We start from the raw sequence: 16,168 nt of genomic DNA, 5'->3' as shown, positions 1-16,168 counted from the left end.
CGAGCGGACGGCTCAGACGCCGGGTGTTCCGTCGATCTCGACGACGACGTCGCCCTCCTGGACGATCTGACCCTCGTCGACCGGGATCCGGACCACGTATCCGCCTGACGGAGCGATGACGGGGATCTCCATCTTCATCGACTCCAGCACCGCGAGCTCGTCGCCCGCGTTCACGGGGTCTCCCTCGCGCACGACGATCTTCCAGACGTTGGCGACGATGTCGGCGCGGGCGGCGATCACCCCTGGCCCGCCGTCAGCATCCGCAGCGCGTCCGAGAGACGGCCGCGGGTCTCCTCGGGAACGATCACGTCGTCCACGATGCCGGACTCGGCGGCGATGTACGGGCGGGCGACCTCCTCGCGGTACTCCGCGGCGAGCTCGTCGCGCAGGGCGATCGGGTCGTCGGCAGCGGCGAGCGCACGGCGGTGCAGCAGGGTCACGGCGCCGCCGGGCCCCATGACCGCGATCTCCGCGTTCGACCACGCCCACTGGAAGTCGGCACCGAGCGACTTCGCGCCCATCGCGATGTACGCACCGCCGTAGGCCTTGCGGACGACGACCGTGAGCACGGGCGCGGAGGACTCGATGTAGGCCTTCAGCAGCTTCGCGCCGTGCGTGATGACGCCGCGCCCCTCCTCGACCGTTCCGGGCAGGAAGCCGGGCACGTCGACGAAGGTCAGCACGGGCAGGCCGAAGCGGCTGCAGAACTCGACGAAACGCGCGGCCTTGACCGACGCCGCGGAGTCGAGGATGCCGCCGCGGGCGCCGGGCTGGTTCGCGATGATGCCGACCGGGCGGCCGTCGAGGCGACCCAGGACGGTCAGCACGCTGCGCGCGTGCTGGGGCATGAGCTCGAAGCGCTCGCCCTCGTCCAGAACGCCGTCGAGCACCCGGTTCATGTCGAAGACGACGCTTGCCTTCTCGGGCACCACGAACGGCAGCGCGTCCGCGGCCTCGGGCGCGGGCCCGACGGGCTCGGTGAACGGCATCGGCGCGCCGGCGTGCGAGGGCAGGAACGACAGCAGCCGGCGGGTCTCGGCGAGCGCGGCGGCCTCGTCGGGCACCTCGAGGTGGGCGACGCCCGACTTCACGGTGTGCAGCTGCGAGCCGCCGATCTCGTCGGCGGTGGCGTCCTCGCCGGTCGCCGCCTTCACGATGTCGGGGCCGGTGAGGAACATGTGGCCGTGACCCTTGACCATGATGGTCCAGTCGGTCAGGGCGGGCGAGTAGGCCGCGGCGCCGGCGCACGGGCCGAGGATGACGGAGATCTGCGGCACGCGGCGCTGGGCCAGGACGTTCTGGGTGAAGATCTCGCCGCAGCCGTGCAGCGCGAAGACGCCGTCGGGCACCCGGGCGCCACCGGAGTCGTTGAGGTAGACGATCGGGAAGCCGCGATCGATGCCGAGGCGCTGGGCCTTCACGACAGCGTCGGCGAACACGGCACCGATCGCGCCGGACGCCACGGCGGCGTCGTGCGCGATGACGACGACGCCACGCCCCTCGACGAGGCCCCACCCCGTGACGACGCCGGTCCCCTGTCCGTCGGCCGTGCGCAACGGCGCGATCTCGACGAAGGAACCGGCGTCGACGAGCATCTCCACCCGTTCGCGTGCGGTGTGCTCACGGGCGCCCCGCGGTTCGACGCGAGCGTTCCGCTGACGGCGGCGCTGCGTGAGCGATGCCCGGTGGGCGGTCGCGTCGAGAGCGGCAAGGTCGAGCTGGGTCACCGTGGCCTCCACAAGCTGGTGGGTAAAACATGAGGTTCTCCTCAACTCTAGCACCCAACGTGAGGATCTCCTCATGTTTCTTCCGCGTGGTGCGCGTCACGTGCCCCCTCCCCCTGCCGGAAGCGATGCGCTACCGTGCTGGGGACGTCGCTAAGCAAGCGCTTAGCCAGACCCGACCTCTTCCCGCAAGGAGAACTCGTGACCGAGACCCGAACCGCGATCGTGACCGGCGCCGCCCAGGGCATCGGCGCCGCGACGGCCCAGCGCCTCGCCGCCGACGGCCTGCAGGTGGCCGTGCTCGACCTCGACGCCGACCGCACGCAGCCCGTCGTCGACGCCATCACCGCTGCCGGTGGCACGGCCCTCGCCGTCGGGGCCGACGTCAGCGACCCGGCCAGCGTCGACGCCGCCGTCGCGAAGGTCGCCGAGGAGCTGGGCGCCCCGACCGTCATCGTCAACAACGCCGGCATCATCCGCGACAACCTGCTCTTCAAGATGACCGTCGAGGACTGGGACTTGGTCATGGCCGTGCACCTGCGCGGCTCGTTCAACACCGTCAAGGCGGCGCAGAAGTACATGACGGAGGCCAAGTTCGGCCGCATCGTCAACCTGTCGTCGACCTCGGCCCAGGGCAACCGCGGCCAGGCGAACTACTCCGCCGCCAAGGCCGGCCTGCAGGGCTACACCAAGACCCTCGCGATCGAGCTCGGCAAGTACGGCGTCACCGCCAACGCCGTGGCCCCCGGCTTCATCCAGACCGACATGACGGCGTCCACCGCGGAGCGCATCGGCGTGCCGTTCGACGACTTCATCAAGTTCAACGCCGAGCAGATCCCCGTGGCCCGTGTCGGCCAGCCGGAGGACATCGCCCACACCGTCTCGTTCCTCGTGAGCGAGGGCGCGGGCTTCGTCTCCGGCCAGGTCATCTACGTCGCCGGCGGACCGAAGGACTGAGTCGATGACGGACGCAGTCGACGGCCTCGACCTCGACGCCGTCGGCGCCTGGCTCGCCCGGGAGGTCCCCGGCCTCCTGGGCGAGCCGCTCACGGCCTCGCTCATCACGGGCGGCAAGTCGAACCTGACGTACCGGGTCTCCGACGGGACGACCGAGGTCGTCGTGCGGCGCCCCCCGCTCGGCCACGTGCTCGCGACCGCGCACGACATGGGGCGCGAGTACCGCGTCATGGCGGCGCTCGCAGGCACCGCCGTGCCGGTCCCGGTGGTGCACGCGCACTGCGAGGACCCCGAGGTCACCGGCGCTCCGTTCTACGTCATGGCGTCCGTGCCGGGCACGCCGTACTCGCGTGCCTCGCAGCTCACCGAGCTCGGTCCCGAGCGCACGCGCGCGATCGCGGACCGGCTCGTCGACACCCTCGTCGAGCTGCACGCGGTCGATCCCGCCTCGGTGGGCCTGGGCGACTTCGGTCGTCCTGACGGCTACCTGGAGCGACAGCTGCGTCGGTGGCGCAAGCAGCTCGACTCCTCGCGCAGCCGCGACATCCCCGGCATCGACGAGCTCGCGGCGCAGCTCGAGCGCCAGCTCCCGACGCACTCGGGGGCCACGATCGTGCACGGCGACTACCGACTCGACAACGCCCTCGTCGACACCGACGACCGCATCACCGCGGTGCTCGACTGGGAGATGAGCACGCTCGGCGACCCGCTGACCGACGTGGCGCTGATGCTGGCGTACCAGAAGATGTCGGCGGCGGACGGCGGGAGCACCGTGACCGATGCGCCCCTCGCCCCCGGGTACCCGACGCCCGAGGAGGTGCTGGAGCGCTACGCCAGCGTCTCGGGCCGCGATCTCGGCGCGATGGGCTTCCACGTGGGGCTCGCGTTCTTCAAGCTCTCGGTCATCCTCGAGGGCATCTACTTCCGCCACAGCCAGGGCCAGACGGTTGGCGGCGGCTTCGACGGGCTCGGCGACGCCGTGGCCGTTCTCGTGGCCGAGGGGCTGGAGGCCACTAGGGTGTGACGCGTGACCGTCGAGATCCTCGAGCCACGCAAGCGCCCGACGCAGGAGCGTTCCCAGAAGAAGTTCGACCTTCTTCTGGCGGTCTCGCGCGAGCTCCTGCTGGAGGTCGGGTTCGAGTCGTTCACGTGCGAGGAGGTCGCGCACCGGGCCGAGCTGCCCATCGGGACGCTCTACCAGTTCTTCGCGAACAAGTACGTCATCGTGTGCGAGCTCGACCGGCAGGACGCGGTCGCGGTGCGCTCGGAGCTGGCGACGTTCGCGGCCCAGATCCCCTCGCTCGACTGGCTGCGGTTCCTCGACAAGGTGCTCGACCACATCGCGGCCCTCTGGGCGGCCGACCCGTCGCGCCGGGCCGTGTGGCACGCCGTGCAGTCGACGCCCGCGACGCGGGCCACCGCGGCGGTCACCGAGCGTGACCTCGCTGCGGCCGTCGCCGGTGCCCTGGCTCCGCTGACCCCGGGCACGCCGCGCGAGCGGCGACGCATCATGGCCGAGGTCATCGTCCACGTCGCCTACTCGATGCTGAACTTCTCGATCCGCGACGGCCAGGAGCACGCCGAGGCCGTCATCGAGCTCAAGCGCCTCCTCGCCGCCTACCTCCTCGCCGCCGAGGCCTGACCGTACCCCTCGCGAGAGACTTTGTTACCCCTCGCGAGTGAGGTGGTTGGTGGACAGGAGAGGGTTCGTCGCTCCTGTGCACCAACAAGGTCGCTCGTGACCACCAACAAGGTCTCTCGTCAGCGGTAACAAAGTCTCTCGCGAGGGGTCAGGTGGTGAGGGTGACGTAGGCGGTCGCGTAGTCGGCGTCGTGGGAGAGGCTGAGGTGCCACGTCAGGTCCGCGGATCCGACGCCGAGGGACGAGGCGGCCGCGGCCGCGACGTCGCCGAGCAGGCGGACGGCCGGGCGGCCCCAGGCGTCGGCCACGACCTCGATCCGGCGGTGCACCCCCTCGGGCATCACCGGCGGCGAACCGTAGAGCGCCGCCGACCAGGCCTTCACGACCGCCTCCTTCGCCGCCCAGCGAGCCGCGAGCGACGCGTCCGGATCGGCCCGCTCCGCCGCGTCGGCCCGCTCCCCCGGCGTGAAGGCGTCCGCAAACCGCGTGCCCGGCTGCGCGAGCTGAGCCGCGAAGCCGGGCACGTGGACGAGGTCCACCCCCACACCGAGGACGGTCACGCGCAGCCGGGACCCGAGTAGACGTCGCCGACGAGGCGCGCCTCCGGATCGAGCAGCAACGCCGCCTCACGCGTCTTGACGCCGGAGTCACCCAGGCGACGGTCCGCCGGGCGCTGGTACGCCGGCTCGCCCCCGTGCATGACCTCCACCAGGCGACGACGGCCGGCGAGACGCCGCGCCTCCGCCCGCGTCAGGTACTCCGCCCGCTGGTCGGCCGGCACCGTGGCGAGGAAGGCCGCCGGGTGGGCCAGCGCGATGAGCCCGGCCACGTGGCCGAAGCCGAGGCTCGTCACGAGCCCCGCGCGCAGTCCGCTGGTCGCGAGCGGCTTGCGCAGCCACACGAGGTGCTCGTGCTCGGCGAGGACGTCGTCGACGCAGTCCAGGCTCCGGTTCGGCGGGATCGTGCCCGCCTCGAGCACCTGGCACAGCCCGATCAGCTGGAACGCCGCGGCGCCACCCTTCGCGTGACCCGTCAGGGTCTTCTGCGAGACGACGTAGAGCGGACGACCCTCGTCGCGACCCAGCGCGGCGGAGATCCGCTCGTGCAGGTCGGACTCGTTCGGGTCGTTCGCCGCCGTCGAGGTGTCGTGCTTCGACACCAGGGCGACGTCGTCGTGCGTCAGGCCGAGGGCCGACAGACCGCGACCGAGCGGCGACTGCGCGCCACCCAGTCCCGCCGCCAGCGCGCCGATGCCGGGGGCTGGGATCGAGGTGTGCACGCCGTCGGCGAAGGAGCCCGCGTAGGCCACGACGCCGAGCACCGGCAGGCCGGCCGCCAGCGCCACGTCACCGCGCGCCAGCAGGATCGTGCCGCCGCCCTGCGACTCCACGAACCCACCACGGCGGCGGTCGTTGGCCCGGCTCAGGTAGCGGTCCTCCAGGCCCTTGGCCCGCATGACCTCGGTGTCGGCGGTGGCCGACATGTCGGCGAAGCCGATGATGCCCTCCGCGCTCAGGTCGTCGAAGCCGCCGGCCACGACGAACTGGGCCTTGCCGAGGCGGATCTTGTCGACGCCCTCCTCGACCGACACCGCGGTCGTGGCGCACGCCGCGACCGGGTGCACCATCGCCCCGTACGAGCCGACGTACGACTGCACGACGTGCGCGGCGATGACGTTCGGCAGCGCCTCCTGCAGGATGTCGTTGGCCTTCGCCTCACCCAGCAGCGTGTCGATGTAGAGCGACTGCATCGACGTCATGCCGCCCATGCCGGTGCCCTGCGTGTTCGCGACGAAGGCCGGGTGCACCCAACGCATCAGCTCGGTCGGGTTGAAGCCGCTCGAGAGGAACGCGTCGACGGTGCAGACCAGGTTCCACAGCGCGACCCGGTCGACGGACTCGACCATCTCGGCCGGGACGCCCCACACCGTCGGGTCGAACCCGGTCGGGATCTGACCGCCCACCGTGCGGGTGAGCTTCATCCGACGCGGCACGCGGATCTCGGTGCCCGCGAGGCGCGTGACGGTCCAGTCGCCGTCCTCGGCGGGGGTGATGCGCGTGTGCTCAGGGTCGCCGGCCTTCATGGCCTCCGCCTCGGCCCGCGACCCGACCGTGAAGGTCAGGTCCGCATCGAGGAAGACGCTGGCGAGCAGCGGCACCGTGTGGTCGGTGATCGTCGTGTCGTCGGCGTACTCGCGCACGCCCACCCGCTCGCGCACCACGTCGTGGTAGCGCTCCACCAGGTCGGCCTCGGCGACGTCCTCGTCGGACTCGACGTCGATCCAGGTGCCCTTCTCCCAGCGGATCAGGCCGGTGCTCCAGGCGAGCTCGGCGACACCGGCCGCGGACAGCCGGTCCTCGACCTCGGCCTCGAAGCGCGTACGCGACGAGCCGTACGGGCCGAGCTCACCCGCGCCGACGATGACCACGAGGTCCTCGGGCGTGGCCTGCAGCTCGGGCCACGACGGCGCGGCCGGCACGTCCCGAGGAGCGTTGGGCGACGGCGCGAGCGCCGAGATCGTGGCGACCTCGGGCGCGGCGTCCGCCGACGGCCGGCCCAGCGAGGCGGCGAGCCCCGGCAGGTCGACGTCGGCACCGGCCAGACCACCGGTCAGGTCGCGCACCAACGGGGCCCGCAGGGCCTCGTCACGCGACCGCGGCGTGCAGGCCTCGAGGAGGGCAGCAGCCATCTCCTCAGGGGCCCAGGTGCGGATGCCCTTCGCCTCGACGGCGGCCACGAGGGGATCGTTGCCACCCATCAGGCCCGTGCCACGGACCCAGCCGATCAGCGCGTGGACGAGCGTGACCCGCTGCGACCAGCGCTTCTCGACACGCCACTTCGCGACGATCGCGTCGAGCGCGGCCTTCGCCTCGCCGTACGCCCCGTCGCCGCCGAAGGTGCCCCGGTTCGGGGACCCCGGCAGCACCACGTGCAGGCGTGAGGCGATGTCGTGCGCACGACCCTCGAGCGCGAAGGCGCCGACGAGCCGCTCGACCGACCACACGAGGATGCGCATGTCGATCTCGTTCGACGGGCCGGCGTCCGCCAGGTCACCGCGCACCGGACCCGCCGCGAACGGCAGGAGCAGCGTCGGCGTCAGGGCAGGCTTGACGACCGTGGCCACGGGGCCGGAGGTGTCCGACTGCTCCGTGACGACCCACGACGCGAGCGCGTCGACGTCGGTGAAGGAGGCCATGTTGGCCGGGACGACCCACAGGGCCGCACCGCCGCGGGCCCGCGAGCGGTACAGCTCGCGGAAGGCAGCCAGGCGCGAGGGGTTGAGCGACGACGTCGTGGCGACGACCGTGGCGCCACCGGCGAGCAGCTCACCGACGACCGCCGAGGCGATCGACCCCGGGCTCGCACCGGTCACGACCGCGACCTCGTCCGACCAGGGGCCGGATCCGGTGGCGGTGGCGTCCGCGGCGATCTGCTCGAACCGCGCCGCGATCGACGGGTCGGTGGCGTTCGCGGCCCAGAAGCGGGCCTGACGCGCCACGACCTCGCCGGTGCCGGTGAACTCCGCCGACACGTCCTCGCCGTGCGCGATCCGGACGAGGTCCTCACGGGCGGAGGCCCAGCGATCGTCGAGCAGCAGCGCGCGACGCGTGTCGAAGACGGGCGTGACCTTCGTGGCCCAGTCGGGTCCGAGCTCCTTCTCGACCAGCTCGAGCACCGCGGCGTCGTCCGCCTCGGCCTCGGTCTGCGCCGCGTGGTCGACGACGTCGGCCAGGCCGAGCTTGTCGAGCACGATGCGCGCGGCCGAGGCCAGCGCGCCGTCCGGACCCGCGATGTGGGCGGTCAGCTCGCCGAGCGCCTCGACGTCGACCGTGCCGCCGCCTCCGCCGCCGGCGGAGGGCATCTGCACAGCGGTGCCGTGGGCTGCGGCGACCGCCGCGACGGCCGCGTCGACCGCGGCGTCGAGGTCACCCGCCGAGCCGATCGTCAGCTCGCCGAGCTGGCCGCCGCGCACGCTCGCACCCTCACGGGTGTCGAGCGCGACGCGCACCAGCACGTGCTGGGCCCAGCCGGCTCCGAGTCCCCACGTCTGCGTGACGCGGTCGCTGATCGTGGCCGGGCGCTTGCCCGTCGGGCCGAGCACCTTCTTCAGGTGGTCGCCGATCGCGGCCGAGAGCACCGGTCCGAGCGGCTTGTAGCCACGGGCGAGACCGTTGACCTGCGAGCCGAGCGTCGGGATGTCGGCCTCGGCCGCACCGTCGATGGCCCCGAGCGACAGCTCGCCGCCCAGGTCGAGCAGCAGCTGGTTGCGACGCGAGGACGCGCCGTCGCACAGCGACTCGATCGTGTCGGCCGCACCGATCTGCTCCGGCCGGAGCTTGGTCCACCAGGCGATCAGCACCGAGGTGGCGTCCGAGGCCGCGAACGGCAGGTCGGCCGCGGTCTGCGTGGCCGGGCCGCCCGAGGCGGGTGCGGCGGCAGCGGCCGGTGCCGCGTCGGCGCTGGGGGCCTCGTCCGTCACCTCCGGCTCGTCGTCGACGACCGGCTCCTCGTCGCTCGCCAGCACCACGGCGGCGTCGCGCTCGACGTTGAGCACCTGCACGGTGTCCCGGCGACGCGTGTGGGCGCCGACGGGCAGCTTGAGCGTGGAGGCGGCGAGGTTGGCGATCGTGGGCGACTGGCCCACGCCGATCTCAACGAGGCGCTCGACCCCGAGTCCGCCCTCGTCGGTCGGGGCGAACATCAGGTCCTGCGTCTCGATCCAGCGCACGGGGCTGGCGAACTGCCACGCGAGCAGCTCGATCAGCAGGGTGCGGCACAGCGCACCGGGACGCGCGCTCCAGGTGTCGAAGTCCGCCAGGACCGTGCGCAGCACGCCGATGCCCCGACCCTCGGGGTCGACGAGCTCGGCGACCTCGGTCACGTACGCCTCGCCGAGGCTGAACGGACGCGGCACGAGGTTCGGCACGTAGCGCCCGATCAGCACGTCCGGGTCGATCTCGGCCGGGAGCAGCTCGTCCAGGCGGGCGCGGAAGTCGTCCACGCCACCGTGCAGGACGCGCGAGTGGAACGGCACGTCGATGCCCGGCACCAGGATGAAGGCACCCTTGCCGTTGAAGCGCTCGCGGCGCTCGGCGATGTCGGCCTCGAGGGCCTTCAGGCCCCGGACGCTGCCGGCCAGCGCGTACTGGGAGTCGCGCAGGTTGAGGTTCACGATCTGCAGGAACTCACCGGTGCGCTCGGCGAGCTCGTCGACGTAGGCGCCCACGGTGGAGTCGTCCAGGCCGATCTGCGAGGGGCGGATCGCAGCGAGGCGGTAGTCGCTGCGGCCGTCGGCGTCACGCTCGACGAGCGTGTGCATGACCGAGCCGCGCTGGAAGACCACCTCGACGACGGCCTCGAGCGGGATGACGCCGGAGACGGCGGCGAGCGCGTTGTACTCGCCGACCGAGTGGCCGGCCAGCACGGCGCCCTCGACGAAGGCACCGGCCTCGCGGAGCTCGGCGGTCTGTGCCGAGCCGAGCACGGCCATCGCCACCTGCGTGAACTGGGTCAGGAACAGCACGCCGTCGGGGTGGCGATGGGCCACGCCGTTCGCGACGAGCAGGGTCGGGTTGTCGCGGACGACCGTCAGGATCGAGAAGCCCAGCACCTCACGGGTGTGGGCGTCGGCCCGGTCCCAGACGTCGCGCGCGGCGGCGGAGCGCTGGTACCCGTCCATGCCCATGCCGGCGTGCTGGATGCCCTGTCCGGGGAAGACGTACGCGGTGCGGGGGGCGACGACGCGCGCCGTGGCGGCCATCGCGAGCTCGCCGTCGGCGCGGACCGTGACCTCCACGACCTCCGAGCCACGGTCGAGCGCCACGCGGTCGACGCGGACGTCGAGCGCTGCGCCCAGGCGGACCGGTGCGAGGAAGCGAGCGGTCCAGCCCTCGACGGGACGACCGACGGCGCGCTGGGCGAGGGCCGAGACCCACATCCCGTGCACGATCGGCGACCCGAGTCCGGCGAGCAGCGCCGCGGCGTCGCTCGTGTGGATCGGGTTGTGGTCGCCCGAGACCGCGGCGAAGGCCCGCATGTCGACCGGAGCGGCGACGGCGACCTTCGAGCGCGAGCGGCGGGGTGTGTCGCGGGGATCCTCGACGAGGCCACCACCACGCTGCGGGTCGGTCAGGGAACCGGCGCCGGAGCGGCCCCGGATGGCGAGGCGCTCGCGCAGGCGGGCGACCTCGGTCGTGCCGGTGCGCACCTGGACGTCGATCGTGACGACCCGGCCCACCTCGGTGTCCTCGACGCTCGCGACGGAGGCGGCGATGGAGAGCTCGTCACCCTCGGCGGGCACCTCGAGCACCGCGATCTCGTGGTCGAGGTGCACCAGGTCGAGCGCGCCCTCGACGACGGGCAGGCCCGTCGCGGTCGTGGCGGCGGCGAGCTCGGCGAAGACGGTCGGCCAGGCGAGTCCGACCAGGACGTCCGGCACGAAGCCTTCCGCCAGGTCGTCGCTCGACCCGGTGCCGGGCGTGGTGACGCCGGCGTGGTCGGCGACGAGGTCCCACGACCAGGCGTGAACGAGGGAGTCCCCGCCCGGCCGTGGGAAGGAACCGCCTGCCGCACCGCGCAGCAGGTCGGTCATCGCCGCAGCAGCGGCCGCGACCTCGACGACCGGCGCGGCACCGAGGGTGGTGCTCGCCGGGACGTCGAGCGGCAGCTCCACGGCACGACCGTTGCCCACCGGGACGGTCAGGACCGCCCGGTCGGCGTGCGCCAGAAGGGTGGCGCCGGTCGGAGCATGGTCGGCGCGGGTGTCGCTCGTGACGGACCAGCCGTCGGCACCCAGCCGGTGGACGGGATTGACGACCGTGCGTCCGGCCCACAGCACGTCGTGGGCGGCCAGCACCAGCCCGAGCACGCCCGGGGCGCGCTCGTCGCGACGGCGCCCCGAGACGCGGCACGTGGAGCGGCCGGCCGCGAGCAGCCCGTCGATCGTCTCGTCCTCGAAGCGCTGCAGGAGCTCGGCGACGGGCTCGTCGACCCGGGTGATGCCGCGGACCGCGACGGGTCCCGGGATCACGCAGACCGCGTCGGCGCCGTAGCGCGCGTCGTGGGCCTGCCACAGCGAGTCGGAGCGCCACCAGCGGCGGACGTCGGCGTCGATGACCGGGACGAACGTCACCGGCTTGCCGGGGCGCCGGCACACGTCGAGGAAGAAGCTCGTGTCGGCCGGGTGGAGCACGACCTCGTCGAGCGTCGTGTGCTCGGCCCGCAGAGTCGCGAGCGCCTGTGCCGGGTCGGTCACGTCGACCGGCTCGGGGAACAGCGTCGGCACGGGACCGTGGTCGGCCGACACGAGACGCGCCTCGGCCCGCTGCGCGAGCTCGTGGAAGCGGTCGCGGAACGAGACGTCGATCCATGTGGCCGACCCGTCCGAGTCAGGCACCGTGGTCAGCGCGGCGAAGCGCTCGAGCATCGCGCCGTAGGCCATGTGGGCGACGTCGCCGAAGTACGGCTTGGCGGTCGCGTCGAGGGCCACGACGATCTCGTCGTGGCGCGCCGCCACGGCGTCGGCGTCGCCGGCGACCTCGTCGAGCAGGCGACCCGTGCGGGACGCCGTGTTGTCGATCTCGTGGATGTCGGCACCGAGCTGGCTGCGGCCCGACGACATGCCGCGGACGGCCTTGCCGGCGCCGATCCACGCGGCCGTGCCGGGCGTGTCGACGAGGAGCTGCTTGACCTGGGGCGACGTCGTCGCCTCGGCGGCGGCCATGCCGGCGGTGCCGACGAGGACGCCGTCGACCGGCATGAGCGGCAGGTCGTGACGACGGGCCCACTCACCGGTCAGGTAGGACGACGCGGCCTCGGGGGTGCCGATGCCGCCGCCGACGCAGACCACCACGCCGGGGGTCGAGCGCAGGTCGGAGTACGTCGCGATGAGGAGCTCGTCGAGGTCCTCCCACGAGTGGTGGCCGCCCGCCTGGCCGCCCTCGATCTGGATGATCAGGCTCGTGCCGGAGGTGCCCGCCTCGGCCTCGGCCAGCGCCTTGCCGATCTCGAGGACCTGACGGATCTGACGCACCGTGCCGGGCTTGAACACGACGTGCTCGATGCCCACCTCGTGCAGGTCGGCCACGAGCGCGACCGCCTCGTCGAGCTCAGGCACGCCCGCCGTCACGATGACGGAGTCGATCGGCGAGCCGGCCGCGCGGGCCCGCTGCACCAGACGCTGCTGACCCAGCTGGAGCTTCCAGAGGTAGGGGTCCAGCAGCAGCGAGTTGAACGAGAAGCTGCGACCCGGCTCGAGCAGCTCGTCGAGCTCGGCCATGCGGTCGTGGAAGATCTCGGCGGTGACCTGGCCGCCGCCGGCGAGCTCGGCCCAGAAGCCGGCGTTCGCCGCAGCAGCGACGATCTTCGCGTCGACCGTCGTCGGCGTCATGCCGGCGAGCAGCACCGGCGACTTGCCGGTCAGACGGGTGAAGGCGGTCTCGAGGCGCACGGTGCCGTCGGGCAGGTGCACCACGGTCGGCAGGTGGCTCGACCACGGGGTCGGTCGCACCGGCGCAGCGCCGGGCACGGTCAGCTCGCGGCGACCACGACGCGTCGTGACCGAGACGATCCCGACACCGCGGGGGCCGGCCTCACCGGCCGTGACGGTCGCCGCGAGGGCGGCGGGGCCGAGGTCGAGCAGCCACTCGGCGCCCGAGGCGAGCACGCCGTCGAGCTGTCCGACCCAGTCGACCGGGTCGACGAAGGCGACGCGGGTGAGGTCGCGGGCCCAGTCCGGGTCGAGCCCGAGGGTCGCGGCCCAGCCGGCGGCCAGCTCGGCCGCCTCGGCGAGGTCGGGGTGGTGGAACGCGATGGCCGAGCCCAGCGGCTCGACGACGGGAGCGAACGCGGCGCCACCGGTCTGCTTCTTCTCCCTGGCCTCGCGCTCCGAGGCGGCGCGACGCTCGAAGGCGGTCAGCACGGCGGCCACGTCGGCCGACGGGCCGGTGACGACGACGGCGCGACGGCCGTTGCGCAGACCGCTGACGGCACGGTTGCCGGGCAGCGACGCGAGGACCTCGTCGACGGCACCGGGGACGACGTCGCCCACCGAGACCATCACCGGGGCGTCGGCCGAACCGGTCAGACCGCGACGTCGGGCGACGACCTGCGTCGCGATGCCGGCCAGACGGGCGAGCACGAGGACGTCGGCCTCGTCACGACCCCGCAGGACCTCGACGGCGAGAGCGCCCTGGGAGTGACCTGCGGCAGCGGTGGCCCGGTCGGTGTCGATGCCCCAGGCGCGCATCGCGCGGATCGCGGCGACCTGCGTCAGGAGGATGCCGGGCACCGAGAGCGCAGGCACCGCGAGCTCGGCGTCGCTCGGGTGCGCCGGGGCGTCCCCGGCGTCGACCGACTCGCCCGCGGCCAGGGCGTCGGCCCAGGCCAGCGGCGTGAACCGGGCGTCGACGCGGGCCAGCTCGGCCGCCACGGGCTCGAGGCGGGCCTCCACACGGGCGACCAGCTCGGCGAGCTCGGCACCCGCTCCGTGGTCACGGACCAGCGAGGCGAGGGTCGGCAGCCAGGCGGCTCCCTGTCCGCCCAGGACGACGCCGAAGCGCGATCCCTCGTCGCGCAGGTCGTCGATCAGTGCTCGCACGGACGCTGCGCCCGCGGGTGCGGTCAGCGGCGTGCGGGCGTGGACGGGATGGGCAGGCGTGTCGAACGTCGTCACAGAGAAACCCCTCAAACGGTGCGGTGTCCCTGCATCCTCCCAAAACATGAGGCTATCCTCAAGTTTTTCGTGAGGGTTTCCTCATGTTTCTCGTCACGTGGACTGTCCACTGAGCCACGAAGGGCGCCGACCCTCCGGTCGGCGCCCTTCGTGGGTGTGGGAAGTCGAGATCTCAGACGCCACCGGTGAGCAGCAGGCCGCCGTCGATCGAGACCGTCTGGCCCGTGATCCACGCCGCGTCGTCCGACAGCAGGAACGACACGAGCGAGCCGATGTCCTCCGGCTCCCCCAGTCGCTTGAGCGGGTACGGCGCAGAGACCTCCGCCTCGCGGTCCTCGTAGAGGGCCTCCGCGAACTTCGTCTTCACGACGGCCGGAGCCACGGCGTTCACGCGGATGTTCGGGCCCAGCTCGACGGCGAGCTCCTCCGTCACGTGGATCAGCGCCGCCTTCGAGGCGCCGTACGTGCCGATGTTCGGCGCGGGGCGACGGCCGGCCACCGACGCGATGTTGACGATCGCGCCGCCGTTGGCCTCGAACGAGGCCCGATACGCCTTCTGCGCCCAGCCGATCGCCGCGACGACGTTGGTCGCGAAGATCTTGTTCGCCGCGCCCAGGTCGATGTCGATCATCCGGCCGTACGCCGGGTTGATGCCCGTGTTGTTGACCAGCTGGTCGAGCCGCCCGAACGCCTCGAGCGCCGTCGCGACGACCTCGCCCTGGTGGTCGTCGTCGCCCGCGTTGCCCGCGACCCAGCGGGCCGTGTCGGGCCCACCGAGGCTCGCGGCGGCCTCCTCGAGCGCCTCGGGCTTGCGGGCCGTGATGACGACCTGCCCACCCTCGGCGACGATGCGCTCGGCCACCGCGTAGCCGATGCCTCGGCTGGCTCCCGTGACGATCGCGACCTTGCCCTCGTGGCGCAGGCGGCCCGCGGTCACGACAGGCGCTCCAGCACCATGGCCATGCCCATGCCGCCGCCCACGCACATCGACTCGACGCCGAACTGCTTGTCGTGGTGCTGCAGCGAGTTGATCAGCGTGCTGGTGATGCGGGCGCCGGTCATGCCGAACGGGTGACCGACCGCGATCGCGCCGCCGTTGACGTTGAGCTTGTCGAGCGGGATGCCGAGCACCTTCGCCGAGCCCCACGCCTGGACGGCGAACGCCTCGTTGATCTCGTACAGGTCGATGTCGTCGATGCCCAGACCGGCGTTCTTGAGCGCCGCCGGGATGGCCTCGACCGGGCCGAGGCCCATGACCTCGGGCGACAGACCCGTGACGGCGGTCGACACGATGCGGGCGAGCGGCGTGAGGCCGAGCTCCTTAGCCTTGGTGTCGCTCATGATGACGACCGCGGCGGCGCCGTCGTTGAGCGGACACGCGTTGCCGGCGGTCACGGTGCCGTCGGGGCGGAAGACAGGACGCAGGCCGCTGACCGCCTCGAGCGTGACGCCCGCGCGGGGTCCGTCGTCGGTCGACACGGTGCTGCCGTCGGGCAGCGTGACGGGGGTGATGTCCTTGGCCCAGAAGCCGTTGGCGATGGCCGCCTCGGCGAGATTCTGGCTGCGCACCGCGAACTCGTCCTGCTCTTCGCGGCTCATGCCGAGGTGCTGGGCGACGTTCTCGGCCGTCTGGCCCATCGCGATGTACAGGTCGGGCAGCTCACCGGACTCGCGCGGGTCGGTCCACGTGTCGGCGCCACCCTCGGCGCGCTTCGCGGTGCGGGCGATCGCGTCGGCGAACAGCGGGTTCTCCGAGCCGGGCAGGTCGGCGAAGCCGTTCTGGAAGCGGCTCACGGTCTCGACGCCGCCGGAGAGGTAGACGTCGCCCTCGCCGGCCTTGATCGCGTGGAAGGCCATGCGCGTGGTCTGCAGCGACGACGAGCAGTAGCGGTTGACCGTGACGCCCGGCAGGTGGTCCAGGCCGGACAGGACCGCGACGGCGCGCGCGATGTTGTGGCCGCCCTCACCGGCGGGCTGGCCGATGCCGAGGTGCAGGTCCGTGATGTCCTTCGGGTCGAGCGCCTCGACCTTGGCGAGCGCGGCCTTGACCATCTGCACGGTCAGGTCGTCGGGACGCATGTCCTTGAGCGAGCCCTTGACGGCTCGCCCGATCGGCGAGCGGGCGGTCGAGACGATGACGGCTTCGGACATGTCGTTCTCCTTCGGTCCTGCG

9 protein-coding genes are annotated in these 16,168 nt (G+C 72.7%); 3 read left to right on the top strand and 6 right to left on the bottom strand.

Features of this window, described 5'->3' with window-relative positions; all coding sequences use genetic code 11:
- Positions 1 to 12: 12 nt before the first annotated feature.
- Together LO931_RS17170 and LO931_RS17165 are read right to left on the bottom strand one after the other, a co-directional pair.
- Complete coding sequence (locus LO931_RS17170) at positions 13 to 240, bottom strand: biotin/lipoyl-binding carrier protein (RefSeq protein WP_229055080.1); 228 nt, start codon at positions 238 to 240, stop codon at positions 13 to 15.
- A complete protein-coding gene (locus LO931_RS17165; protein WP_229055079.1) occupies positions 237 to 1,727 on the bottom strand; it encodes an acyl-CoA carboxylase subunit beta in 1,491 nt (496 codons plus the stop codon). The genes LO931_RS17170 and LO931_RS17165 overlap by 4 nt, the downstream gene beginning before the upstream one ends.
- A gap of 198 nt (positions 1,728 to 1,925) precedes the next feature.
- On the opposite strand from LO931_RS17165, the gene LO931_RS17160 reads away from it, so the two are divergent.
- The 3 genes from LO931_RS17160 to LO931_RS17150 are packed head-to-tail and all read left to right on the top strand — an operon-like array spanning position 1,926 to position 4,323.
- Positions 1,926 to 2,681, top strand: a complete 756-nt coding sequence (locus LO931_RS17160) for an SDR family oxidoreductase (protein WP_229055078.1) — start codon at positions 1,926 to 1,928, stop codon at positions 2,679 to 2,681.
- Positions 2,682 to 2,685: 4 nt separating this feature from the next.
- A complete protein-coding gene (locus LO931_RS17155) occupies positions 2,686 to 3,705 on the top strand; it encodes a phosphotransferase family protein (protein WP_229055077.1) in 1,020 nt (339 codons plus the stop codon).
- Between the two features lie 3 nt (positions 3,706 to 3,708).
- Complete coding sequence (locus LO931_RS17150; protein ID WP_229055076.1) at positions 3,709 to 4,323, top strand: TetR family transcriptional regulator; 615 nt, start codon at positions 3,709 to 3,711, stop codon at positions 4,321 to 4,323.
- 148 nt (positions 4,324 to 4,471) lie between these two features.
- On the opposite strand, the gene LO931_RS17145 is transcribed toward LO931_RS17150, so the two are convergent.
- The 4 genes from LO931_RS17145 to LO931_RS17130 form a co-directional block, all read right to left on the bottom strand.
- Positions 4,472 to 4,882 carry a holo-ACP synthase gene (locus LO931_RS17145; protein WP_229055075.1) on the bottom strand — a complete coding sequence of 137 codons (411 nt, stop codon included), beginning with the start codon at positions 4,880 to 4,882 and terminating at the stop codon, positions 4,472 to 4,474.
- A complete protein-coding gene (locus LO931_RS17140; RefSeq protein WP_229055074.1) occupies positions 4,879 to 13,995 on the bottom strand; it encodes a type I polyketide synthase in 9,117 nt (3,038 codons plus the stop codon). Before LO931_RS17140 ends, LO931_RS17145 begins: the two co-directional genes overlap by 4 nt.
- A 172-nt stretch (positions 13,996 to 14,167) precedes the next feature.
- Positions 14,168 to 14,932, bottom strand: coding sequence for an SDR family oxidoreductase (locus LO931_RS17135; protein WP_229055073.1), 765 nt, complete (start codon positions 14,930 to 14,932; stop codon positions 14,168 to 14,170).
- A complete protein-coding gene (locus LO931_RS17130) occupies positions 14,929 to 16,146 on the bottom strand; it encodes an acetyl-CoA C-acetyltransferase (protein ID WP_229055072.1) in 1,218 nt (405 codons plus the stop codon). The genes LO931_RS17135 and LO931_RS17130 overlap by 4 nt, the downstream gene beginning before the upstream one ends.
- Positions 16,147 to 16,168: the final 22 nt, after the last annotated feature.

The organism is Aeromicrobium sp. Leaf350 (assembly GCF_916858655.1).
Taxonomy (GTDB): Bacteria; Actinomycetota; Actinomycetes; order Propionibacteriales; family Nocardioidaceae; genus Aeromicrobium.
This window is presented reverse-complemented; position numbering and strand designations above follow the sequence as displayed.